Annotated in this window: 20 protein-coding genes and 1 tRNA gene; 13 read left to right on the forward strand and 8 right to left on the reverse strand. The window is 66.8% G+C overall.

All coding sequences use genetic code 11. The features are described 5' to 3' along the window. Nucleotides 1–88 precede the first annotated feature (88 nt). Nucleotides 89–865 carry a pseudouridine synthase gene (locus JNO53_RS13295; protein ID WP_203112252.1) on the forward strand — a complete coding sequence of 259 codons (777 nt, stop codon included), beginning with the start codon at nucleotides 89–91 and terminating at the stop codon, nucleotides 863–865. A gap of 160 nt (nucleotides 866–1,025) precedes the next feature. After that, nucleotides 1,026–1,571 carry a 16S rRNA (guanine(966)-N(2))-methyltransferase RsmD gene (gene rsmD / locus JNO53_RS13300; protein WP_203112264.1) on the forward strand — a complete coding sequence of 182 codons (546 nt, stop codon included), beginning with the start codon at nucleotides 1,026–1,028 and terminating at the stop codon, nucleotides 1,569–1,571. A 28-nt stretch (nucleotides 1,572–1,599) separates the two neighbouring features. On the opposite strand, the gene JNO53_RS13305 is transcribed toward rsmD, so the two are convergent. After that, nucleotides 1,600–2,100 (reverse strand): hypothetical protein, encoded by a 501-nt coding sequence (locus tag JNO53_RS13305; protein WP_203112267.1) that lies wholly within the window; start codon nucleotides 2,098–2,100, stop codon nucleotides 1,600–1,602. 303 nt (nucleotides 2,101–2,403) lie between these two features. Further along, nucleotides 2,404–3,057 carry a hypothetical protein gene (locus JNO53_RS13310; RefSeq protein WP_203112270.1) on the reverse strand — a complete coding sequence of 218 codons (654 nt, stop codon included), beginning with the start codon at nucleotides 3,055–3,057 and terminating at the stop codon, nucleotides 2,404–2,406. Between the two features lie 110 nt (nucleotides 3,058–3,167). On the opposite strand from JNO53_RS13310, the gene JNO53_RS13315 reads away from it, so the two are divergent. From JNO53_RS13315 to JNO53_RS13325, 3 genes are all read left to right on the forward strand, one after another. Then, nucleotides 3,168–5,474 carry an ATP-dependent helicase gene (locus JNO53_RS13315; RefSeq protein WP_203112278.1) on the forward strand — a complete coding sequence of 769 codons (2,307 nt, stop codon included), beginning with the start codon at nucleotides 3,168–3,170 and terminating at the stop codon, nucleotides 5,472–5,474. Between the two features lie 104 nt (nucleotides 5,475–5,578). Further along, nucleotides 5,579–5,977, forward strand: coding sequence for a GFA family protein (locus JNO53_RS13320; protein WP_203112281.1), 399 nt, complete (start codon nucleotides 5,579–5,581; stop codon nucleotides 5,975–5,977). A gap of 77 nt (nucleotides 5,978–6,054) precedes the next feature. Continuing rightward, nucleotides 6,055–6,213: a hypothetical protein gene (locus tag JNO53_RS13325; protein WP_203112284.1), complete on the forward strand. Its 159-nt coding sequence runs from the start codon at nucleotides 6,055–6,057 to the stop codon at nucleotides 6,211–6,213. Nucleotides 6,214–6,314: 101 nt separating this feature from the next. On the opposite strand, the gene JNO53_RS13330 is transcribed toward JNO53_RS13325, so the two are convergent. Together JNO53_RS13330 and JNO53_RS13335 are read right to left on the reverse strand one after the other, a co-directional pair. Continuing rightward, nucleotides 6,315–7,676, reverse strand: a complete 1,362-nt coding sequence (locus tag JNO53_RS13330; RefSeq protein ID WP_203112287.1) for a DEAD/DEAH box helicase — start codon at nucleotides 7,674–7,676, stop codon at nucleotides 6,315–6,317. Nucleotides 7,677–7,811: 135 nt separating this feature from the next. Continuing rightward, nucleotides 7,812–8,360, reverse strand: coding sequence for a hypothetical protein (locus tag JNO53_RS13335; protein ID WP_203112290.1), 549 nt, complete (start codon nucleotides 8,358–8,360; stop codon nucleotides 7,812–7,814). A gap of 142 nt (nucleotides 8,361–8,502) precedes the next feature. Between JNO53_RS13335 and JNO53_RS13340 the strand changes: the two genes are divergently transcribed. Both JNO53_RS13340 and JNO53_RS13345 read left to right on the forward strand, forming a co-directional pair. Next, nucleotides 8,503–9,951: an FAD-binding oxidoreductase gene (locus JNO53_RS13340; protein ID WP_203112292.1), complete on the forward strand. Its 1,449-nt coding sequence runs from the start codon at nucleotides 8,503–8,505 to the stop codon at nucleotides 9,949–9,951. 68 nt (nucleotides 9,952–10,019) lie between these two features. After that, nucleotides 10,020–10,802, forward strand: a complete 783-nt coding sequence (locus JNO53_RS13345; RefSeq protein ID WP_203112294.1) for a SapC family protein — start codon at nucleotides 10,020–10,022, stop codon at nucleotides 10,800–10,802. 173 nt (nucleotides 10,803–10,975) lie between these two features. Here the strand turns inward: JNO53_RS13345 and JNO53_RS13350 are convergent, their stop codons facing one another. After that, nucleotides 10,976–11,920 (reverse strand): N-formylglutamate amidohydrolase, encoded by a 945-nt coding sequence (locus tag JNO53_RS13350; RefSeq protein ID WP_203112296.1) that lies wholly within the window; start codon nucleotides 11,918–11,920, stop codon nucleotides 10,976–10,978. A 97-nt stretch (nucleotides 11,921–12,017) separates the two neighbouring features. On the opposite strand from JNO53_RS13350, the gene cpdR reads away from it, so the two are divergent. The 6 genes from cpdR to JNO53_RS13380 all read left to right on the forward strand — a co-directional run bounded on the left by cpdR (nucleotide 12,018) and on the right by JNO53_RS13380 (nucleotide 17,674). Next, complete coding sequence (gene cpdR, locus JNO53_RS13355; RefSeq protein ID WP_203112299.1) at nucleotides 12,018–12,407, forward strand: cell cycle two-component system response regulator CpdR; 390 nt, start codon at nucleotides 12,018–12,020, stop codon at nucleotides 12,405–12,407. Nucleotides 12,408–12,484: 77 nt separating this feature from the next. Continuing rightward, a tRNA-Val gene (locus tag JNO53_RS13360) sits at nucleotides 12,485–12,559 on the forward strand. A 115-nt stretch (nucleotides 12,560–12,674) separates the two neighbouring features. After that, a complete protein-coding gene (locus JNO53_RS13365) occupies nucleotides 12,675–13,895 on the forward strand; it encodes an NADP-dependent isocitrate dehydrogenase (RefSeq protein WP_203112302.1) in 1,221 nt (406 codons plus the stop codon). A 202-nt stretch (nucleotides 13,896–14,097) separates the two neighbouring features. Next, complete coding sequence (locus tag JNO53_RS13370; RefSeq protein ID WP_238401921.1) at nucleotides 14,098–15,612, forward strand: bifunctional GNAT family N-acetyltransferase/carbon-nitrogen hydrolase family protein; 1,515 nt, start codon at nucleotides 14,098–14,100, stop codon at nucleotides 15,610–15,612. 68 nt (nucleotides 15,613–15,680) lie between these two features. Next, nucleotides 15,681–17,444 (forward strand): cation:proton antiporter domain-containing protein, encoded by a 1,764-nt coding sequence (locus JNO53_RS13375; RefSeq protein ID WP_203112313.1) that lies wholly within the window; start codon nucleotides 15,681–15,683, stop codon nucleotides 17,442–17,444. Between the two features lie 59 nt (nucleotides 17,445–17,503). Next, the gene (locus tag JNO53_RS13380) at nucleotides 17,504–17,674 is read left to right on the forward strand and encodes a hypothetical protein (protein ID WP_203112315.1); all 171 of its coding nucleotides are present in this window, start codon (nucleotides 17,504–17,506) and stop codon (nucleotides 17,672–17,674) included. A 5-nt stretch (nucleotides 17,675–17,679) separates the two neighbouring features. Here JNO53_RS13380 and alaS read toward each other — a convergent pair whose 3' ends face one another. The 3 genes from alaS to recA form a co-directional block, all read right to left on the reverse strand. Continuing rightward, nucleotides 17,680–20,337: an alanine--tRNA ligase gene (alaS, locus tag JNO53_RS13385; RefSeq protein WP_203112317.1), complete on the reverse strand. Its 2,658-nt coding sequence runs from the start codon at nucleotides 20,335–20,337 to the stop codon at nucleotides 17,680–17,682. Between the two features lie 72 nt (nucleotides 20,338–20,409). Continuing rightward, the gene (locus tag JNO53_RS13390) at nucleotides 20,410–21,240 is read right to left on the reverse strand and encodes a class I SAM-dependent methyltransferase (RefSeq protein ID WP_203112319.1); all 831 of its coding nucleotides are present in this window, start codon (nucleotides 21,238–21,240) and stop codon (nucleotides 20,410–20,412) included. 632 nt (nucleotides 21,241–21,872) lie between these two features. Continuing rightward, the gene (recA, locus tag JNO53_RS13395; RefSeq protein WP_203112322.1) at nucleotides 21,873–22,931 is read right to left on the reverse strand and encodes a recombinase RecA; all 1,059 of its coding nucleotides are present in this window, start codon (nucleotides 22,929–22,931) and stop codon (nucleotides 21,873–21,875) included. Between the last annotated feature and the right edge of the window lie 46 nt (nucleotides 22,932–22,977).

The following is a 22,977-nucleotide window of genomic DNA, read 5'->3' on the forward strand; positions in this document are numbered from 1 at the left end:
GAAAGCTGGGATCGCGTGCCGCAAGCTCCGACCTGGCGGAGAGCGATCCCAGCTTTCGCTGGGATGACGGCGCGTGTAGAGGCCCTGCATGGCCGACACTCCAAAACCTCAGGGCGCCCGAACCGGCGAGCGCATCGCCAAGCTGCTCGCGCGCGCGGGCGTCGCCAGCCGGCGCGAGGTCGAGCGGATGATCGCCGACGGCCGCGTGGCGATCGACGGCAAGGCGCTCGACACCCCGGCCACGATCATTCCGGACCTGCGCGGCGTCACGGTCGACGGCAAACCCGTCGGCAAGGCCGAGCGCACCCGGCTGTTCGCCTTTCACAAGCCGACCGGCCTCATCACCGCAGAGCGCGATCCGAAGGGCCGCGCGACGATCTACACTGCGCTCCGCAACGCGCTTCCCAAGGGCGCCGGGCGCGTCATGCCGGTCGGCCGGCTCGACCTCAATACCGAGGGCCTGCTGCTGCTGACCAACGACGGCGAGCTCAAGCGCGCGATGGAACTGCCCGCCAGCGGCATCCCGCGTACTTATCGCGCGCGCACGTTCGGCGACGTGACCCAGGGGCAGCTCGAGGATCTGATCGACGGGGTGACCATCGACGGCGTGCGCTACGGCAGAATCGACGCCAACATGGAACGGCGCACCGGCCGCAACCAGTGGATCGAACTGACCATCACCGAAGGCAAGAACCGCGAGGTCCGTCGCGTGCTCGAGCACCTCGGCCTGCAGGTGAGCCGCCTGATCCGCGTCGGCTACGGGCCGTTCGCGCTGGACGAGCTGCCGCGCGGCGCGGCGGTGGAAATCCAGAAGCACGAGGTCGAGCGGTTTCGCAGCAGCCTGAAGAAAGGCCGGACGACATGAGCCCACTCCTCTTCAGAGGAGGGGGAGCGAGACTTGGCGAGGCCCGAACTCGTTTCGGGGCGAGCCTAGTCGCAGCCGGGGTGGTGCCCGCCGCCGGGCGCGACGCTGACGCGTCGCCACCACCCCCACCCCCCTCCTCTAAAGAGGAGGGGGCTTTCTCATGAGAATCATCGCGGGCGAATGGCGCGGGCGCAGGCTCGCCGCGCCCAGGGGCGAGGGAACGCGCCCGACCGCGGACCGTACGCGCGAGACGCTGTTCTCGATGCTCGCGAGCCGGCTCGGCAGTTTCGAAGAGGTCGCCGTGGCCGACCTGTTCGCAGGCTCGGGCGCGCTTGGGCTCGAGGCGCTTTCGCGCGGGGCAGCGCAGTGCCTGTTCGTCGAGCAGGAAGAGGCGGCACTGAAAGCGATCCGCGCCAATATCGCCGCGCTCGACGCCCGCATGCGGAGCGAAGTGCGCGCCGGATCGGTCATGGCGCTGGGTCCGGCGGAGGCGGCCAGGGACCTGGTGCTGCTTGATCCGCCCTACGGCACCGGCGCGGGAGCGGTGGCGCTCGACCGGTTGCTGCGGCTGGGCTGGATCGGGGAGGCCACCTGGGTCGCGCTCGAAACCGGCGCGGACGAGACGGTAGCGGTAAAGGGACTTTCGATCGATGCCGAAAGACGTGTCGGCAAGGCGAAGCTGACTTTGCTCCGCCTCGCCGACTGATCTTGCGAGCTATGTTCCGACCGGCCGATTACATCGGTTCGTCGGTCACCGGCTCATCTGGAGTGGCCGGATCGGCCGTCGTGGGATCGGCCGTCGGATCCGGGGTCGTGGCGTCCGGGCCAGCCGGGTCCGGAGTCGTCGGATTGGCGGCCGGGTCCGTCGGGGCCGGCATGCCCGCCGCCTGCGCCTCGATCTGCGCCCAGGCCTGAGTCTGCTGCTCGGGCGGCAGCGTCGCGAGCGTGCTCTTGTCGGCATCGGAGATGCGCCAGAACAGCTCCTGACGCTCCGGCGTCAGCGACCAGAAGTAGGTCTGCGTCTCGGCAGGCCAGGCATCGTACTGCGCCTGCTGCGCGGGCGCCCATGCATCGTAAGTCGACTGCTGGTCAGGCGCCAGCGTGGTGGCCGTCGCCATGTCGGCCGGCTCCGCGGATTCGACAGGCGGTTCGGCCATCTCGGTGTCCTGAGCGAGCGCAGGACCGGAAACGATCGCCACGGCGGCGACGGCGGGAAGTAGGTTACGGATACGCATTGGGAAGTCTCCTTTCAAATATTCCCAAGCGACGAACGCGAACTCTTCCTGACAAATGGTCCCCCGTCAGGATTAGCTAAAGGGTGGGGACTTTGCGCTGCGGCAGCAAGACTTCCGCTCCACTACGATCGCATGGAGGAAACGTCTTGTCGGAAAATGTGTCAGAATCGGGGCGAGCCGTAATAGATTGATTTTCTTGCAACTTGTCGCCGGCGAACATTAAAAAGGGGTGGAGCCGGCAAAGCGGCTCCACCCCTTTTCGGGTATCGACGCGCCGACCAGAGGCGCGCCGGAGAAATACCGTCAGGCCCCGTCCGGCTTCTTGGCCGGCAGCGGCTCGTCGATCTCACTCGCCGGCTTGCCCGGCCAGTACTCCAGCGGGACGTTGCCATAGTTCTTCCCCGCCTCGCGCGGATTGACGCAGCCGTCCTGCACCTCGGCGCTGCAGACCGGATAGTCCTGCTTCGGCGGAGGGGCGGTCTGTACCGTCTCGCTCTCGACGAACCGCATGTCCCCGCTCGTGGCCATCGAGGCCGTCGTGCTGGCGGTCGCCGCCGGGGTTCCTGCAGATGCCGTCGCGGCCGTCGAAGCCGCGGCGCCCGGCGCCGGGGCACCGCCCATCTGCGCCGCGATCTGCGCCCAGGCCGACGTGCGCTGCTGCGGCGTCATCTGGTAGACCTGCGTGCGCTGCTCGTCGGTCAGCGCCCACCAGCCGGTCTGCTGCTCGGGAGTCAGCGACCAGAAATACTCCTGAACCTCGGCGGTCCATGCATCGTAGGCGGCCTGGCGATCGGCCGGCCATGCGTCGTAGGACGTCTGCTGATCCGCGGTCATGGTAAAGGTGCCCACTGGCGTTTCCGCTTCGACCTGCGTCTCCGCTTCGGCCTCGGTATCCTGAGCGATAGCGGGCACGGCGAAAGCCAGTGCCGCGGCACTGGCCAGAATTATGCTACGCATTGGAGCTGTCTCCATCCGTTCGTCATCGGTGCCACTACGCGGCACGGGTGATGCGGTTCCGCGCTGGCCCTTGCGCGTTTCCTCCGCGTTCCCTAGCTGTTCGCCTGCTCATGACCCTGCCAGGCGCCGCCTCCGACTCCGCCCCCGACGGCGAAATTCCCTTTTACGCAGCGAGGCTTAACGCGCCCCAGCGGGAAGCCGTGCTGACCACCGAGGGGCCGGTTCTGATGCTCGCCGGCGCAGGCACGGGCAAGACGGCGGCGCTCACCGCACGGCTGGCACATCTCGTCGCAACGCGCCGCGCCTGGCCGAGCGAGATCCTCTGCGTCACGTTCACCAACAAGGCCGCGCGCGAGATGCGCGAGCGGGTCGCGCACCATCTGGGCGAAGCGGTCGAGGGCATGCCCTGGCTCGGCACGTTCCACTCGATCGGCGCCAAGATGCTGCGCCGCCATGCCGAGTTGGTCGGGCTGCAATCGAACTACACGATCATCGACACCGACGATCAGCTTCGTCTGCTCAAGCAGCTCATCGTCGAGAACGACCTCGACGAGAAGCGCTGGCCCGCGCGCCAGCTTGCCGGGCTGATCGACCGCTGGAAGAACCGCGGCCTCAACCCCGAAGACCTCGATGCGATCGAGAACGAAGCCTACGCCAACGGACGCGGGCAGCAGTTCTACCGGCTCTACCAGGACCGGCTGAAGGCGCTCAACGCCTGCGATTTCGGCGACCTGCTGCTGCACATGCTGAACGTGTTCCGGCGGGAGCGCGAGGTGCTGGCGCACTACCAGCAGCGCTTCAAGTACATCCTGGTCGACGAGTATCAGGACACCAACCAAGTCCAGTACCTCTGGCTCCGCCTGCTCGCGCAGGAGCGCAAGAACATCTGCGTGGTGGGGGACGACGACCAGTCGATCTACTCCTGGCGCGGGGCCGAGGTTGCCAACATCCTCAGGTTCGAGAAGGATTTTCCGGGCGCCGCGGTCATCAAGCTGGAGCAAAACTACCGCTCCACCCCGCACATCCTCGGCGCCGCATCGGGCCTGATCGACGCCAACAGCCAGCGGCTCGGCAAGACGCTGTGGACCGAGGTCGACGGCGGCGACAAGGTGCGCGTGATCGGCGTGTGGGACGCGCCCGAGGAAGCGCGCCGGGTGGGCGAAGAGATCGAGCGGCTGGAGCGGGAAGGCGCCCCGCTCGAGCAGATCGCGATCCTCGTGCGCGCGCAGTATCAGACGCGCGAGTTCGAGGACCGCTTCATCCAGATCGGTCTCAACTACCGTATCGTCGGCGGTTTCCGCTTCTACGAGCGCGCGGAGATTCGCGACGCGCTCGCCTACCTGCGGGTGATCGCGCAGCCGCAGGACGATCTTGCGTTCGAGCGCATCTACAACCAGCCCAAGCGCGGCCTCGGCGCCAAGACGCTGGAGAAGATGCACCAGCACGCGCGCCGCACCGGAATGCCGCTCGCGGCCGCCTCGCTCCAGCTCGCCGACAGCGACGAACTGCCCGCGCGCGCCGCGAACACGATCGGCGGCCTCCTGCGCCAGTTCCTCGAGTGGCGCGAGCAGGCCGAGAAAGTCACCCCGGCCGAGCTGCTGCGCACGGTGCTGGAGGAGACCGGCTACAACGCCATGCTGGAGGCGGAAAAGACCGCCGAGGCCTCGAACCGGCTGGAGAATCTTTCCGAGCTCGCGCGCGCGATGGAGGAATACGAGACGCTCGGCGACTTCCTCGAACACGTCAGCCTGGTGATGGACAACGACGCCGACCAGACGAGCGAGAAGGTCACGATCATGACCATCCACGCCGCCAAGGGGCTGGAGTTCGACAACGTCTTCCTGCCCGGGTGGGAGGAAGGCGTGTTCCCCAGTCAGCGCGCGCTCGACGAAGGCGGCCTGGCCTCGCTGGAGGAGGAACGCCGCCTCGCCTACGTCGCGATCACGCGTGCGCGGCGGCGCTGCACGATCCTCCACGCGGCCAACCGGCGCATCTACGGCCAGTGGACCAGCTCGATCCCCAGCCGCTTCATCGGCGAACTGCCAGCCGATCACATCGAGGAAGAGACCACCCTCACCGGCGGCGCCTCGCTCTGGCGCGCCGGCATGACCGAGCACGAAGATCCTTTCGCCCACCTCGCCCGCGAGCGCCCCGCCCGCACGCAAACCCGCGGCCCCGGCTGGCAACGCGCTCTCACGACCGGCTACGACGCGACGCCCAAGCGCCTCAAGGAAACCACCCGCAGCGCCGCCAGCTTCGCCGCCAAGCCGCGCACCGACATCGCGATCGGCCAGCGCGTGTTCCATGACAAGTTCGGCTACGGCACGGTGACCGACCAGGAAGGCAACCGGCTGGAGATCGAGTTCGAGCAGGCGGGGACCAAGCGGGTAATCGACAGCTTCGTCACGGTGGCGTGAAGGCCACCGCTGCGCGGCTCCCGAGCCCCGCATTCACCAACCACATCCCGCCATCCAGCGGCCGCCTGTTGCAGGGGGCACGCGATCGGTTTTAGAACCGCATCATGACCGATCACGTGGCGACCTGCCGATGTGGCCAGTTGCAGGCCAGGTGCACGGGCGATCCGGTGCGCGTTTCGGTCTGCCATTGTCTCGCCTGCCAGCAGCGGACCGGCAGCGCGTTCGCGGTCCAGGCGCGCTGGCCCGACGAGCGGTTCGAGCTGACGGGGACTTTCAGCGAGTGGTCGCGGGCTGGCGACAGCGGCGGGCGGGCGACTTATCGCTTCTGCCCCGACTGCGGCTCTACCGTCGCCTATGTCAACGACGGTATGGCGGGCGTGACGGCCGTTCCGGTCGGAGCCTTCGCCGATCCCGATTTTCCCTCGCCAAAGTTCTCGGTGTACGAGGAGCGCAAGCACCGCTGGACCGCGATCGTCGGCGACGACATCGAGCATATGGACTGATCGAGCTTGGCAGAGGCGCCGCAGGCAAAGGGAAACCTCTCGCCACGCGGCCGTTGGTTTCGCTGAAGGAGAACGACATGGCCAGCGAAACCGGCAATGCCCAGGCGCGGAAGGAAAACCGCGGCAGCGCCAATCCGAACGAGAAGCTGCAGAAGCAGGAAGAACGCGATCCCAACCGCTCGAACGCGCGTGATCGCGAGAATCGCAAGGGCGGCGACAACGAAGAGGCGCTTTAGGTTCGACTGGAGCATCGTGCCAGCGAAAGCGGGATCGATTCCCGCCCGGTTGGACCTCGCTGCCCGGGCCCCGCGCCCGCCGGGATCCCCGGAACTAAACCCTAGAGCGCGCTGACGCTGAGGAAGTCGGGCTTCGGACCGTTCCACTCACCGGCGGGCACCGGCTCGTCGTCTTCGTCACGGCGACGGCGCGAGCGTTCCGGCTTCGCCGCCTTCTCCCGGCGCGATCTTGCCGGGCGTGCCTCGCGATCCTCGTCGTCCCGGTCGCGGCGAGAGCGGCGCGGCCGCTCCTCTTCCTCGTCCCGATCGTCGCGCGGCTCGGCTGCGGGCCTGAGTTCGACGCGCACGTCCTTCTTGCCGAACACCGGGATTTCGGCGCCGGTGAGCTTCTCGACGTTGTCGATCGCCTCGGCGTCTTCCTCGGCGACGAAGGTGAACGCCCGCCCCTTCGCTCCGGCGCGGCCGGTGCGGCCGATGCGGTGGACGTAGTCGTCGGGGTGCCAGGGCGTGTCGAAGTTGAACACGTGGCTGACGCCCTTGATGTCGAGCCCGCGCGCGGCGACGTCGGAGGCGACGAGAATGTTGACCTCGCCCTTCTTGAACCGGTCGAGCTCGCGCAGGCGGCTGGTCTGGTCCATGTCGCCGTGGATCTCGCCGCTGGCGAAGCCGTGGCGCTGGAGGCTCTTGTTGAGCTCGCGCACGGTCGTCTTGCGGTTGGCGAAGACGATCGCGGTCTCGACCAGATCGTTTCTCAGCAGCCAGCGCAGCGTCTCGCGCTTCTGGCGGCTCTTCACCGGCACCTTGAAGGCGGTGATGTCCTTGTTGGTGCTCGCTGCGCGGCTGACTTCGACTCGCTTGGGATTGTTGAGAAACTTCTTCGCGAGTTTCTCGATCGGCGGGGGCATCGTGGCCGAGAACAGCATCGTCTGGCGCGTGTCGGGCAGCTTGGAACAGATGAACTCGATGTCGGGGATGAAGCCCATGTCGAGCATCCGGTCGGCCTCGTCGATCACCAGCAGCTCACAGCCGTTGAGCAGGATCTTCCCGCGCTCGAACAGGTCCATCAGGCGGCCCGGCGTAGCGATCAGCACGTCGACCCCGTCGTTGAGCGCCTTGATCTGGTCGCCCATCTGCACGCCGCCGATCAGCAACGCCATCCTGAGGTCGTGATTGACGCCGTACTTCTCGAAATTCTCGGCAACTTGCGCTGCAAGTTCCCGCGTAGGCTCGAGAATCAGGCTACGCGGCATCAGCGCCCGGCGGCGGCCGTTGGCGAGGATGTCGATCATCGGCAGCACGAAGCTCGCCGTCTTGCCCGTCCCGGTCTGCGCGATGCCGATGAGGTCCTTCATCATCAGCACCGGCGGGATCGCCTGCGCCTGAATCGGCGTCGGCTCGGTATAGCCGGCGTCTTCGACGGCTTTGAGCAGTTCGGGCGAGAGGCCGAGGTCGGCAAATGTCATCTGAGTTCGAATTGTCCGGGTTTCGAGGGTGCACGCCCATAGATTGTGCAGCGCCTTCGCACTTGCACAAGCGCGGCGCCCTTTGCGCGGCGCGAGGGCAAAAGTCAAGAAAAGCGCGCGGGCAGCCGCCGATCGTCAGTCGCGGGCGGGCACCATCTGGCTGATCTCCGTAACCTCGCATTTCGATCCGGTGCGCGATTGCAGCTTGTCGCGATCGACGCAGATCATCCCGTCTTCGTTCCGTTCGACGTAGAAGCCCGAATAGAAATCGCGCGCGTGGCACGACCGCTCCAGCTTTGCGCTGTACAGGCGGCGGTCGCGCATGAACAGCATCAGGCGGTTGTCGGGCGCGGGCTGAACCGCGCCGACCGCCGCAGCAGGCACGCAGTCGCCCGCCTTGCGCTCGACCAGCCGCGTGTTCTGGCGCGGCGCCTCGACGAACGACGACGCGCCCTGCCGGGCCGCGGCGCTGCGGGGCACGATCCGGATGATCACCCGCTGCTCGATCCGGACCTGACGCTGAACCGGCGTGCCGCGAACGGCGTCGAGGACGCGCCAGCCGGGTTCCGCCCGATCGAGAGCAACCGAGCTCCGCGGCGCCGACAGATCGCCGGCCTCATCCGCCGGTGCCGGCGGGCTGAACAGCAGCACGATCGGGGCAAGAAAGGCAGCGGGACTCGTCATCGGCGCTGGTCGCGTTCTCCGTGCGGCCGCATGCAGACGTGCGGCCATATCCGGCCCTGCGAAATAGCGCAAACGCTTGAACGACGGCTTAATCCGTCCTCACGGGTGGCACGGAGGAGCGGGGTTGTGCCATAGGGTTCCGATGCGCGATCCCGACGCCTTTCTCGCAAGCGCGGCCGAGCTGCTCGGCGAACGCGGCTTTACCCGGGACCCGGAGCTGATGGCGCCGTGGCTCACGGACTGGCGTGGCCGCTATGCCGGGAATGCCTTGGCGATGGCCTCGCCAGCGAGCACGGCGGAAGTCTCTGCCATCGTCCGGCTCTGCGCCCGGCACCATGTGCCCATCGTACCGCAGGGCGGCAACAGCGGCATGTCGGGAGGCGCCACGCCCGATAGTGGAGGCGAGGCCCTGCTGCTCTCGCTCCGGCGCATGAATGCCATCCGGGCTGTGGATCCCGATTCGCGGCAGGCGGTGTGCGAGGCCGGAGCGATTCTGCAGACCCTGCACGAGGCGGCCGCCGCGCAACAAATGCGCTTTCCCCTCACCCTCGGCGGGAAAGGGTCGGCCACGATCGGCGGCCTGATCGCCACCAACGCCGGCGGCACTCAGGTCCTGCGGCATGGGACGATGCGCGCGCAGGTGCTCGGGCTGGAAGCGGTGCTCGCCGACGGCAGCGTGTTCGATGGGCTTACTCCGCTCAAGAAGGACAACCGCGGGTTCGACCTCAAGCAGCTGCTGATCGGATCCGAAGGCACGCTCGGTATCGTGACCGCAGCGACTGTGCGGCTTCTGCCCGCGATCGGCGAGCGTGCGGTGCTTTGGGCCGGGCTCCGGTCGATCGGCGATGCGCGCCGTCTGCTGCTCCACTGCGAAGCGCGCGCCGGAAACCACCTCGAAGGGTTCGAGGTGATCCCCGCCCACTGCCTCTCCGCGGTGCTCGATCACCTGCCCGACGCACGCAGCCCGCTGGCCAGCGAACACTCCTGGCATGCGTTGATCGAGCTCGTCGCGGAGAAAGGCGCGGCCGACGGCCTTTCCGAACTCGCGGAATCGCTGCTCGCCGACGCCTTCGAGGCCGGGCTGATCGAAGACGCGACGATCGCTGCGAGCGAGACGCAGGCGGATCAGTTCTGGCTGCTGCGTGAGTCGATCTCGCCGGCCGAGCGGGCGATCGGCCCGGCGATGCAGCACGACATCTCGGTCCCCGTCGCGCGGATGGCCGAATTCGTCGAAAAGGCCGTACCCGAAGTGGAGGCGCGCTTTCCGGGGACTTGTGCACTCGCATTCGGACACCTGGGCGACGGCAACGTCCACTTCCACGTGCTTGCCCCCTCCGGGGTGGTTCGCGGCGCGTGGGAGGACGGCGAGGGCAAGGCGATCAGCGCCTTCGTGCACGACCTCGTCACTCGCTGGGGCGGCTCGATCAGCGCGGAGCACGGCATCGGCCAGATGAAGCGTGACGAGCTCGGCCGGCTGGGCGATCCCGTCGCGCTGGCGATGATGCGCAGCGTCAAGCAGGCACTCGACCCGCAGAACCTGCTCAATCCCGGCAAGCTCGTGCCGCTTGCGCCTGAGGCACGCAGCAACTAAAGCGCGCGCTTCACGCGCGGGGTGCACGCCTTGCCGAGTAGACAATCCTAGCGATCCGGAGAGAATCCATGGCCAGCGCGCCGCAGCCCAACCTGCCCCTGTTCTACAACGACCTCATGCCGCTCAACAGCCGCGATCACGCGAAGTGGCACAGCAAGGGCATCGATTCGGCGAAGTGGCTGACGAGTCAGCACGCGATTCCGCTGACGGTCGACGAATTCGTCCAGGCGCAGCGCGATTATCCGATCGTCTTCTCCTCCGGCGACAACCCGCTGCCGCTCGCGCTCATGGGTCTGAACGAAGGCGTGAACACGTTCGTGGACGACGAGGGCAAGGTGAACGAGCCGGTCTATCTCCCGGCTTACATCCGCCGCTACCCCTTCATGCTCGCCAAACTGCGGCCCGATTCCGATGAGCTGTCGCTCTGCTTCGATCCGACCACCGAATCGCTGGGCGAGTTCTCGGAAGGCGACGCCCTGTTCGACGACGAGGGTCAACCGGCCGATGCGACCAAGCGCGCTCTCGAGTTCTGCCAGCACTTCGAGGAAGCAGGCCAGCGGACCAAGGCATTCATCGACGAGCTGAAGAAGCACGATCTGCTGATGGACGGCGAGATCGCCATCTCCATGCAGGACAATCCGGATCGCCCCTACGTCTACCGGGGCTTCCAGATGATCAACCAGGAAAAGCTGCGCGAAGTGCGCGGCGACGTGCTGCGCACCTGGTGCCAGAACGGCTTGCTCGCGCTGATCTACGCCCACATGTTCTCGCTCGACCTGATGCGCGCGATCTTCGCGCGTCAGCAGCAGCAGGGCAAAGGCCCCGAGCTGGTGCCCGCAGCGACGAACTGAGACGACAGCACGAGATCGTCTCGCGATAGCCGGGGTTGAAACATCCCGGCACGCAACCTATCTCCTCGGTATCGGAACGGCGCTCCCCTCATAGCCTGTTCCGATCGGTGCACTGCGGTGCACCTCCTCCCTGAACCTTGGCCACCTCGTGCATTTTGCACGAGGTGGTTTTTTCATTCTGCGGCGAGCGGGAGCGCCCCGTTTCTCCCGAGCGCGGCGACCGCATCGCCAAGTTCCCTGACGAACCCGGTCAGCAAGCGCGCGACAGCAGGCATGCGCGCAGAGGCTTCCGCGAGCCGCGCATCGAGATAGCTGGAGCGGCAGATTTCGAGTTGCAGCGCATGAATGGCGCGCGCCGGCACCCCATGCCGGTCGAGAATGTAGCCGCCAGCATAGGGCCGATTGTGCGCGGTACGCCGCTCGAACCGGGCGAAGTATGCGAGCCCTTGCGCCGCAAGGGCGGAATCGCACGAGGCACCGAAACGGTCGCCCAGCACGAACTCCGCAGTGCGATCGCCGGGAAAGCGCGGCCTGAGCGGCGGCATCGAATGAAGATCGACCAGCAGCGCAGCGCCCCAGCGGTCGCGCAGGGTCTCCAGCGCGCCGGCGAGCTGCGCGTGGTAGGGCCGATGAATTCCGTCGATCCGCGCCTCCAGATCGTCCCTGGCCATCGGCCCTTTCCAGATTTCCCCCAGTCCGCCGAGGCGGCGCGGCACGAGGCCCAGGCCGCTGCGCGAACGGCGGTTGAGCGCCGAATGCGGTGTCTTCCTCGGCGCGCCACCGGCGACCATCGACCAGTCCATGTCGTCGCAGGCACGATTGAGGTCGAGCATGGCCCGCGGCGCATGCGCGACGAGCAATGCGGCACCGGTCGCAGCGGCGATCTCGCGCGCGAGCAGATCGGTATAGCGATCCTCCAGCCGCAAGGCGCTGTATTCGGGATCGCGCATGCGTTCCCGCACGGTTTCGGGATAGCAGCGGCCGGCATGCGGCGCCGCAATCAGAACCGGGATCGGCGTTTCGCGCGGCATCTCCAGCGTGAATGCCGGCTCGTCGGTGCCAGGGATCGCCCCGCCCGAGACCCGCTCGCCGCACCCGCTGGAATTGCGCTCGTCCATTCGCATCCTTGCTGGACCGTTAGCGACGATGTGTCAAAGCAGGGCAATGCCGACAAGGCGAAAGATTTCTTAAGCCGGGGGCGCTAAGCGAACTCTCATGAGCGAACGCAACGGCCTCAGGATACTTCTCGCCGAAGACGAGGAGGCGATGCGCGGCTATCTCGCCCGCGCGCTGGAAAATGCCGGCTATGAAGTGACGGCCGTCGATCGCGGAACGCAGGCCGTTCCGTTGCTCGAATCGCAGCATTTCGACCTCCTCCTGTCGGATATCGTCATGCCGGAAATGGACGGGATCGAACTCGCGCAGCGCTGCGGCGAAGTCAGCCCGCGAACCAAGGTGATGTTCATCACCGGATTCGCCGCCGTGACGCTGCGGGTGAGCCGCGAACAGCCGCAGGCGAAGATCCTCTCCAAACCCTTCCATCTGCGCGACCTCGTGCTCGAGATCGAACGCGTGTTCGAAGACTGTCTGCCCGCGACGGTCTGACCGCGAATGAGGGCTTGCGCGGCATGGGCCCAATCGCTAGATGGCGCGCCTGCCGTTCGCGGCACCTCCGATGGTTCGGGCGTATAGCTCAGTGGTAGAGCACTATGTTGACATCGTAGGGGTCCCAAGTTCAATCCTTGGTACGCCCACCATCGAGGAGGAAGAAGCCCGCCGCTCCGGCGGGCTTTTTCGTATCGGCGGCTTCCCTTGCGCCCTCCCCCGCCTCTGCTAAAGCCCGCGCAAACCATCCAGACAGATAGGGCACACATGCAGAAGATTCAGGTCAAGAACCCCATCGTCGAGCTCGACGGCGACGAGATGACGCGCATCATCTGGGAGTGGATTCGCGAGCGGCTGATCCTTCCCTACCTCGATGTCGACCTGAAATACTACGACCTGTCGATCCAGAAGCGCGACGAGACCGACGACCAGATCACCGTCGATGCGGCCAATGCGATCAAGGAACACGGTGTTGGCGTGAAGTGCGCCACGATCACGCCCGACGAGGCGCGGGTCGAGGAATTCAGCCTCAAGAAGATGTGGAAGAGCCCCAACGGCACGATCCGCAACATCCTGGGCGGCGTGGTCTTCCGTGAGCCGATCGTGATCGACAACGTGCCGCGGCTCGTGCCCGGCTGGACCGACCCGATCGTCGTCGGCCGTCACGCGTTCGGCGACCAGTACCGCGCGACCGACACGCTGATCCCCGGGGCGGGCAAGCTGCGCCTCGTGTTCGAAGGCGAGAACGGCGAGAAGATCGATCTCGACGTGTTCGAATTCCAGTCGAGCGGCGTCGCCATGGCGATGTACAACCTCGACGATTCGATCCGCGACTTCGCCCGCGCCAGCTTCAACTACGGCCTCGACCGCGGGTGGCCGGTCTATCTCTCGACCAAGAACACGATCCTCAAGGCCTACGACGGCCGCTTCAAGGACCTGTTCCAGGAAGTGTTCGATGCCGAATTCAAGGACAAGTTCGACAAGGCCGGCATCACCTACGAGCACCGCCTGATCGACGACATGGTCGCCTCCGCGCTCAAGTGGAACGGCAAGTTCGTCTGGGCCTGCAAGAACTACGACGGCGACGTGCAGTCGGACACGGTCGCGCAGGGCTTCGGCTCGCTCGGCCTGATGACTTCGGTCCTGATGACGCCGGACGGCAAGACCGTCGAAGCCGAAGCGGCGCACGGCACCGTCACGCGCCACTACCGCCAGCACCAGCAGGGCAAGGCGACCAGCACCAACCCGATCGCCAGCATCTTCGCCTGGACCCGCGGCCTGATGTACCGCGGCAAGTTCGACGGCACGCCCGACGTGGTGAAGTTCGCCGAAACGCTGGAGCGCGTCTGCATCCAGACCGTCGAGCGCGGCCAGATGACCAAGGACCTCGCGCTGCTGATCGGGCCCGACCAGTCCTGGCTCACCACCGAGCAGTTCTTCGAGGCGATCGTGACCAACCTCGAAGCGGAAATGGCCAACTGGGCCTGATGAAACGTTTGCCCCCTTCCGTCATTGATCCCAGACAATGACGGAAGGGGGAACGACATCAGTGGCCAAGGCCTCCCAGAAGAAACACCCGGCACGCCGCAAGGCATCCGAGAAATTCGGCAAGCGGCGGCTGGAGATACGCAACGCCCGGCCCAAGGACGTGCGCGGGATCGCCGCACTGGTCCGCCGCGTCTACGACGACATGCCCGCCTATACGCACGGCGAGATCCGCGGGCAGATCAACAACTTTCCCGAAGGCTGCTTCGTCGCCCTGCTCGACGACGAGGTCGTCGGCTACTGCGCGACCATGCAGATCGCCGAGACGCTGGCGTTCCAGGATCACGACTGGGACGAGATCACCGGCAACGGCTTCGGCAGCCGGCACGATCCGACCGGCGACTGGCTCTACGGTTACGAGATGTGCGTCGACCCCAAAGTGCGCGGCGTGCGCATCGGCCGGCGGCTCTACGAGGAGCGCCGCGCGCTGGCCGAGGAGCGCGACCTGACCGGCATCGTCTTCGCAGGCCGCATGCCGAACTACCGGCGTCACAAGCGCAAGGTGGACGGACCGGAGGACTATCTCGAGCAGGTCGTCGCGGCGAAGATTCACGATCCCGTCCTGCGCTTCCAGCTCGCCAACGGGTTCGAGCCTGCGCGGGTGATGCACGGCTATCTGCCGGAGGACAAGAAGTCGGACGCCAACGCGGTCCTGATGGTCTGGCGCAACCCCTACGTGGAGCGCGATCAGCCGGTGAAGAAGCGCCTTCCACGCGGCGTGGAGTCGGTGCGCGTCGCGACCTGCCAGCTTCAGGCGCGCGCGGTGGCCGACTATGACGAGTTCCACCGCGCCATCCAGTATTTCGTCGATGTCGCAAGCGACTACGAGGCGGATTTCATCGTCTTCCCCGAACTCTTCACGCTCCAATTGCTGAGCTTCGAGGAGAAGCAACTCTCCCCCGTAGAGGCGATCGAGCGGCTTTCGGAATATACCCCGCGCATCAAGGCCGACATCTCCGACATGGCGATGCGCTACAACATCAACATCATCGCGGGGTCGCACCCGACGCGCATGGACGACGGCGACATCCACAACGTCGCCTACGTCTGCCTGCGCGACGGATCGATCCACGAGCAGGAGAAGATCCATCCGACGCCCAACGAGCGTTACTGGTGGAACATCCGCGGCGGCGACAGCATCGATGTGATCCCCACGGACGTCGGCCCGATCGGCGTGCTGATCTGCTACGACAGCGAATTCCCCGAGCTCGCGCGGCGCCTGGCGGACGAAGGGGCCCGAATCATCTTCGTCCCCTTCTGCACCGACAGCCGGCAGGGCTACCTGCGCGTGCGCTATTGCGGGCAGGCGCGGGCGATCGAGAACCAGTGCTTCGTCGTGCTCTCGGGCAATGTGGGCAACCTGCCGGGCGTCGCCAACATGGACATCCAGTACGCGCAGAGCTGCATCCTGACGCCCTGCGATTTCCCCTTCGCGCGCGACGGGATCGCGGCAGAAGCGAGCGAGAACGTCGAAGCCCTGACGATCAGCGACATCAACCTGGCCGACCTGTCCTGGGCGCGGGCCGAGGGCACCGTGCGCAACCTCGCCGACCGCCGCTTCGACCTTTACCGCATCGAGTGGGATGAGGCCGGCGAACACCCCGGCAAGCCGCGGCCCCGGCGGGAACCGCTCGGCCCCTCCACCGTCGGCGGAGGTTGATCGGGCAATTTTTCCCGCGGCGCGCGATTGCCGTGACAACGGTCGCGGCCGCCGTTAGGTGACACGCAATGGCCGGCGAGATCGCACCTTCCCCCGCACTGACGGATGCTCTGGTCATCCTCGGCGCGGCGGGTATCGTGATCCCGGTATTCACCCGCTTCCGCATCACCCCGGTCATCGGGTTCATCCTGATCGGCATTGCCGTCGGGCCGTTCGGGCTCGGCAAGCTGATCTACGAGTATCCGCTGCTCGGCCATGTAACGATCAGCGATCCCGAGGTGCTGGCGCCTTTCGCCGAGTTCGGGATCATTCTGCTGCTCTTCACGATCGGTCTCGAACTCTCGTTCAACCGATTGTGGCAAATGCGAAAACTCGTTTTTGGCCTTGGCGCGCTCGAACTGTTCATCATCGGATCGTGCATCGCCATCGGCCTGTCCATGATGGGCCAGTACTGGACCGGCGCGCTGGGCCTCGGCCTTGCCCTGGCGCTGTCCTCGACCGCGATCGTGCTGCCGATCTCGGGCACGCACACACCGGTCGGACGCGCCGCGCTGTCGATGCTGCTGTTCGAGGATATCGCGATCGTCCCGATCATCTTCCTGCTCGGCGCCATGGCGCCCAACGCGCAGGCGGAGGGGTGGGAGGGCCTCGTCGGCACCCTGTGGCAAGGCGGGCTGGTGATCGTCGCGCTGCTGGTCGTGGGCCGGATCGCCCTGCCCCGCCTGTTCGCCCAAGCCGCGCGCACCAAGAGCCCCGAACTGTTCCTTGCGGCGAGCCTGCTGGTCGTGATCGGCGCCAGCCTCGCCACCGCGGTCGTCGGTCTTTCGCCGATCGTCGGCGCGCTCATCGCAGGGCTGCTGATCGCCGAGACCGAGTATCACGGCGAAGTCGAAGCGATCATCGAGCCGTTCAAGGGCCTCGCGCTCGGGATCTTCCTCATCACCGTCGGAATGAGCATCGACCTGACGACGATCTGGGAGAACATCGGCGCCATCGCGCTCGCGGTGGTGCTGGTGCTGGGTTTCAAGGCGCTCGTCACCGGCCTCCTGCTGCGCATCATGGGCGCGCGCCGCAGCACGGCTGCCGAAACGGCCGTGCTCATGGCCAGCCCGTCCGAGACCACGCTGATCGTGCTGGCGGGCGCGACTTCGGCCCTGCTGATCCAGCCCGGCACGGCGCAGTTCTGGCAGATCGTCACCGCTATCGGCCTGACGATCACGCCGATCCTCGCCAAGTTCGGCAGGGCGATCGCCCGGCGCATCGACAGCGTGCCCGAACTGCCGCCTGAATACAGCGAGGATCCGCGCGTGATCGTCGTCGGATCGGGACGGGTCGGCCGTCTGGTGGCGGACATGCTCACCGTCCACAACAAGCCCTACATCGCACTCGATTCCGACACCGACATGGTCGACCGCACCAAGCGCGACGGCTACCGCGTGCTTTACTGCGACGCATCGCGCCGCGACGCCCTGGAGAGAGTGGGTCTGAAAAGCGCCCTCGCCGTGGTTCTGACGATGGACGAGCCCGTGCTGGTCCAGCGGCTCGTGCAGAAGATCCGCCGGCAGCATCCGGACCTGCTGATCGTCGCCCGCGCCCGCGATTCGCACCATGCTGGCGAACTCTACCGAGTTGGCGCCAGCCATGCCGTGCCCGAGACGCTCGAAAGCTCGCTCCAGCTATCCGAGGCGGTGCTGGCCGATATCGGAGTGCCGATGGGCCCGGTGATCGCCTCTATCCACGAGAAGCGGGACCAGCTTCGGGAACAGATCCGTCAGGAAGGCGCGCTTCAGTACAAGCCCAAGCTGCGTACGACCACGGCCGAAGCCGGCTGAGCACACCGGCCGTGAACTCTCCCCCGCTCCATGCGTTGAGCGATGAAAGGAGAGTTCAGATGACCGACCGCAATCCGGCGAAACCCGAACCGAACGAAGAGAAGTTCAAGCCCCAGAACGTGGCGAAAGACCAGAAGCACGAGGCGAACCAGCCCGCCGATACCCGCGGGCGCGATCTGCCGCGCGGCAGCGAACCCGAGACCCGCGGCGCCAGCAACGTGCGCCGGTAAGGACTTCAGGTCGCCGCGAGCGCGGTCTTTACCGCGGCGACGGCGTCGTCCGCTTTCGCGCCGTTCGGCCCGCCACCCTGCGCCATATCCGCGCGGCCACCGCCGCCCTTGCCGCCCAGCGCCTCGACACCCTTGCGCACGAGCGCGATGGCATCGAACCGGCCGGCAAGATCGCCGGTCACCGCCACCGCGATCGCCGCGCGCCCCTCGTTGACCGCCACCGCGGTCGCCACGCCGGAACCGAGACGCTTCTTCGCCTCGTCCAGCAGGCCGCGCAGTTCCTTGGGATCGAGGCCCTGCAGCACCTGACCGGAGAACTTCACGCCGCCGACATCCTCGTCTGCAGGCCCTTGCGCGGCGGCGCCGCCGCCACCGAGCGCAAGCTGCTTTTTCGCTTCCGCGAGCTCGCGCTCCAGCCGCTTCCGCTCATCGACCAGCGCGGCAACACGCGCCTCGACTTCTTCCGGAGCAGCCTTGATCGTGCCGGCGACCGCTTTCAGCGCCTCCTCGCGTCCGACCAGCCACTGGCGCGCCGCCTCGCCGGTCAGGGCCTCGATCCGGCGCACGCCAGAGGAAACCGCGCTCTCCGAAACGATGCGGAACAGGCCGATGTCGCCCGTGGCGCGAACGTGCGTGCCCCCGCACAGCTCGACCGAGTAGTTGCGCCCGCCGCCGGCTCTGCGGCCCATCGACAGGACGCGCACTTCCTCGCCGTATTTTTCGCCGAACAGCGCCAGCGCCCCGGCCGCGACAGCATCGTCCGGGCTCATCAGACGGGTGGCGACTTCCTCGTTGGCGCGGATTTCGGCGTTCACCTCGGCCTCGACCGCAGCGATGTCCGCGTCAGTCAAGGGCTTGGGGTGCGAGAAGTCGAAGCGGAGGCGATCGGCCGCGACGAGCGAGCCCTTCTGCGTCACATGGTCGCCGAGCCGGTTGCGCAGCGCTGCGTGGACGAGGTGGGTCGCCGAATGGTTCGCGCGAATCTGGTCGCGCCGCTCCGCGTCGACGGTCAGATGCACGCTGTCGCCCACCGCGACCCTGCCGGCGTCGATCCGGCCGTGATGCGCGTGCAGGCGGCCGAGCGGCTTGGACGTGTCGGTGACCGCGATCCGCAACCCTTCCGGCGTCGAGATCGTGCCGGCGTCGCCGCTTTGCCCGCCGCTCTCGCCGTAGAACGGGGTCTGGTTGGTCAGCACCATGACCTCATCGCCAGTATGGGCTGAATCGACCTCGGCGCCGCCGCGGATGATCGCGACGACGCGTCCCTCGCCCTCCGTGGCGGAATAGCCGGTGAACTCGGTACTGCCCTCGCGTTCGGCGATGTCGAACCACAGCTCGCTGTCGGCGGTCTGACCCGAGCCCTTCCATGCAGCGCGGGCGGCCTGCTTCTGGCGCTCCATGGCGGCTTCGAACCCGGCCCGGTCGACTCCGATGCCGCGCGCGCGCAGGGCATCTTCGGTGAGGTCGTAGGGAAAGCCGTAGGTGTCGTAGAGCTTGAACGCCGTCTCGCCTTCGAGCTCGCCGCCCTCGCCCAGCCCGGCGGTTTCCTCGTCGAGCAGGCGCAGCCCCTTGTCGAGCGTGCGGCGGAACTGCGTCTCCTCGCGCTCGAGCACTTCCTCGATCAGCGCCTGACCGCGCTGGAGCTCGGGATAGGCCTGGCCCATCTCGGTGACGAGCGTGGGCACGAGGCGGTGCATCAGCGGCTGCTCGGCGCCGAGCAGGTGCGCATGCCGCATCGCGCGGCGCATGATGCGGCGCAGGACATAGCCGCGTCCCTCGTTCGACGGCAGCACGCCGTCCGCCAGCAGGAAACCGCTGGAGCGCAGATGATCGGCGATCACGCGGTGGCTGGCGCGGCGCTCGCCTTCGGCGGCGACGCCGGTCAGGCTCTCGCTCGCGGCGATCAGGACCTTGAACGTGTCGATGTCGTAGTTGTCGTGCACACCCTGCATGACGGCGGCGATGCGTTCGAGACCCATGCCGGTGTCGATGCTGGGCTTCGGCAGCTCGGTGCGCGAGCCGTCGGCCGACTGCTCGAATTGCATGAACACGAGGTTCCAGATCTCGATGAAGCGGTCGCCGTCCTCGTCGGGCGAACCCGGAGGGCCGCCGGGAATGTGCTCGCCGTGATCGTAGAAGATCTCGCTGCACGGGCCGCAGGGGCCGGTGTCGCCCATCGACCAGAAGTTGTCGCTCGTCGCGATGCGGATGATCCGCTCTTCGGGCAGGCCCGAGATCTTGCGCCAGAGGTCGAACGCTTCGTCGTCGGTGTGATAGACGGTGGCGGTGAGCTTCTCCGGCGCGAGGCCCCATTCCTTGGTCAGCAGGGTCCAGGCGTGTTCGATCGCCTGTTCCTTGAAGTAGTCGCCGAACGAGAAGTTGCCGAGCATCTCGAAGAACGTGTGATGCCGCGCGGTGTAGCCGACGTTGTCGAGGTCGTTGTGCTTGCCCCCGGCGCGCACGCATTTCTGGCTCGACACGGCGGTCGGCGCGGGCGGGGTCTCGAGGCCGGTGAACACGTTCTTGAAAGGCACCATGCCCGCGTTGACGAACATCAGCGTGGGATCGTTGTAGGGCACCAGCGGCGCACTCGGCACCGGCGCGTGGCCCGCGCGCGCGAAATAGTCGATGAAGGACCGGCGAACGTCGTTGGTCGAAATCATGCAGCGCAGTTAGTTGCTGGAGCGCGGTGCGACAAGCGGATTAAGGCGCATTCCCCCAGGCCAGGCGGGCGATCAGCCAGCCGGTGCGCGGGCCGTAACGAGCCAGACGGCTGCCTGCAGCGCGACCTGGCCGCCATCGAGATGATCTTGCAGAAACGCCCGCACGCGTTCGACGAACTGGGCGCGCTCCCCGTTCTCCATCTGCGCGGCCGCGCGCGCGGCAGGCCCGATCGCAAGGAAGTAGGAGAGCGCGTCCTCGACCGGATCGTCGCCGGCCCCGGCAACATAGGGGAAATCGATCGCCTCGAACGCCGCGTCCCGCCAACCCGCTGCGGCGAGGATGTGCTCCACCCGTCGCTTGTCGGCGAATGCGAACGGGCCCGGCTGGCCGGGCGGCGGAGGCGCGCCGAGGCCGGAGGGCAGCAGGGCAGTGAGACCGCTCGCCCATGCATTCTCGGAGGGGTTGCGGAAGCAGGTGAAGGCGAGCCGCGCATCGGCGGCCGCGAGGCGGACGAGATGGGCGAAGGCGGCAACCGGATCGGGGAAGAACATCACGCCGTGCCGCGACACGAGGAGGTCGGGCGCGAAACCGCCGCGTGTCCAGCGGGAGGCATCGCCGAGCTCGAAAGCGAGGTTCGGCAGGCCTGCGCCCCGCTCCCGCGCGGCGGCGAGAAGTTCGTCGCTGACGTCGACCCCGATCACCTGCGCGCCCGGGTTGGCGCCGGCAAGGGCGAGCGAGACTTCGCCCGCCCCGCAGCCGATGTCGAGCGCGCCGGCGAAAGGTGCATCGGCGGCTGCGGTCAGCATGCGCCGGGTCAGAGCCGCGAAGCTGCGGTCGGTCCGTTGCCACTCGGCCGCCCAGGTACGTCCGACACGTCCTTCCCACTCGGCCTTGTCGGTCATGGAATGCGCTCCTCGGCTGCTGTGCGGCGAGACGGCGGCGTCTTCGCGAATCGGACGTCTTCTTCAGATGGTACTACGAGATCGTAGCCGGCGGACCGTATCCGTCCATGGCGCACCGCGTAAGTCGACCTGGCGCGCAGCCGTGAAAGTTGTCTGGACCATGCCGCGCCGGGGCGAGGGATCGTTCTTGTGGATCAGCTGACCGCAATCGTGCTGGAAGATCGCGCCGGATCATATCCGCTGATCATCATGTGGGGCGCAGCCGTGGATCCCCGGTGCGACCGCTTCCAAGCGCACCGGCCAATCACTCATGAATCGTTGCCGGTCGTCTCGAGATTCAGCCGGGGAGGAGTGCCTAGGACCGCGCCCCGCTTGTTTCCGAATCACCTTCGCGGACGGTCAGGACGTGCCCGCTCCTCGTTGCCAAAGGACAATCGGGAAATGATCGGCTGTCTCCGCCAAACGCTAATTTGGCACGACCGACCCGGCGATCTCTCGCCCTCGGAAGGCCTCGGAGCGACCCACGGCCGGCCCATCTCCATCAAAGGAGAAACCGGCGCGGCTCCGTATGGTGCGCGCGCCGGTTTCCCGTTTTCCCGGGCGCCCTGCAGCGCCCGCTTGAGGCGGTGATGTCAGTCGTCCGCGTCCGGACCCGTCATCATCTCCTCGGCGACTTCGTCGGTCCGGCCGCGGATGGCGGCTTCCAACCTGTCGCAAACTTCGGGATTGTCCTTGAGATACTGCTTGGCGTTCTCGCGGCCCTGGCCGATGCGGATCGAGTCGTAGCTGAACCAGCTCCCCGATTTTTCCACGATCCCTGCCTTGACCCCGAGATCGAGGATCTCGCCGATCTTCGAGATGCCTTCCCCGTACATGATGTCGAACTCGACCTGCTTGAACGGCGGAGCGACCTTGTTCTTGACCACTTTCACCCGGGTCGAGTTGCCGATGATCTCGTCGCGGTCCTTGATCTGCCCGGTGCGGCGGATGTCGAGCCGCACGCTGGCGTAGAACTTGAGTGCGTTGCCACCGGTCGTCGTTTCCGGATTGCCGTACATGACGCCGATCTTCATCCGTAGCTGGTTGATGAAGATCACCATGCACTTCGAACGGTTGATCGAGCCGGTCAGCTTGCGCAGCGACTGGCTCATCAGACGGGCCTGCAGGCCGACGTGGCTGTCGCCCATCTCGCCCTCGATCTCGGCGCGCGGAACCAGCGCGGCAACCGAGTCGACCACCAGCACGTCGATCGCGTTCGAGCGCACCAGCGTATCGGTGATTTCGAGCGCCTGCTCGCCGGTGTCCGGCTGCGAGACGATCAGCTCGTCGATGTCGACGCCCAGCTTCTTGGCATAGACGGGATCGAGCGCGTGTTCGGCATCGACGAACGCGGCGGTGCCGCCGTTCTTCTGCGCTTCGGCGATCACGTGCAGCGCGAGCGTCGTCTTGCCCGAGCTTTCGGGTCCATAGACTTCGATCACCCGGCCGCGCGGCAAGCCGCCGACGCCGAGTGCGATGTCGAGACCGAGCGAACCGGTCGAAATCGCTTCGACCTGCATCGCTTCCTTCTGGCCCAGCTTCATCGCCGAACCCTTGCCGAATGCGCGGTCGATCTGTGCCAGGGCGGCGTCGAGCGCCTTTTGACGGTCCACGTTGCTTTCCTTCTCAACCAGCTTCAGTTCGGCCGCCATCGCATGGGCTCCTTCGCTTGCCTAGGGCTTCGTTCCCGTTATCGAC

The sequence above is a fragment of the Altererythrobacter sp. C41 genome, assembly GCF_016803135.1.
In the GTDB taxonomy this organism is placed as follows: Bacteria; Pseudomonadota; Alphaproteobacteria; order Sphingomonadales; family Sphingomonadaceae; genus Pelagerythrobacter.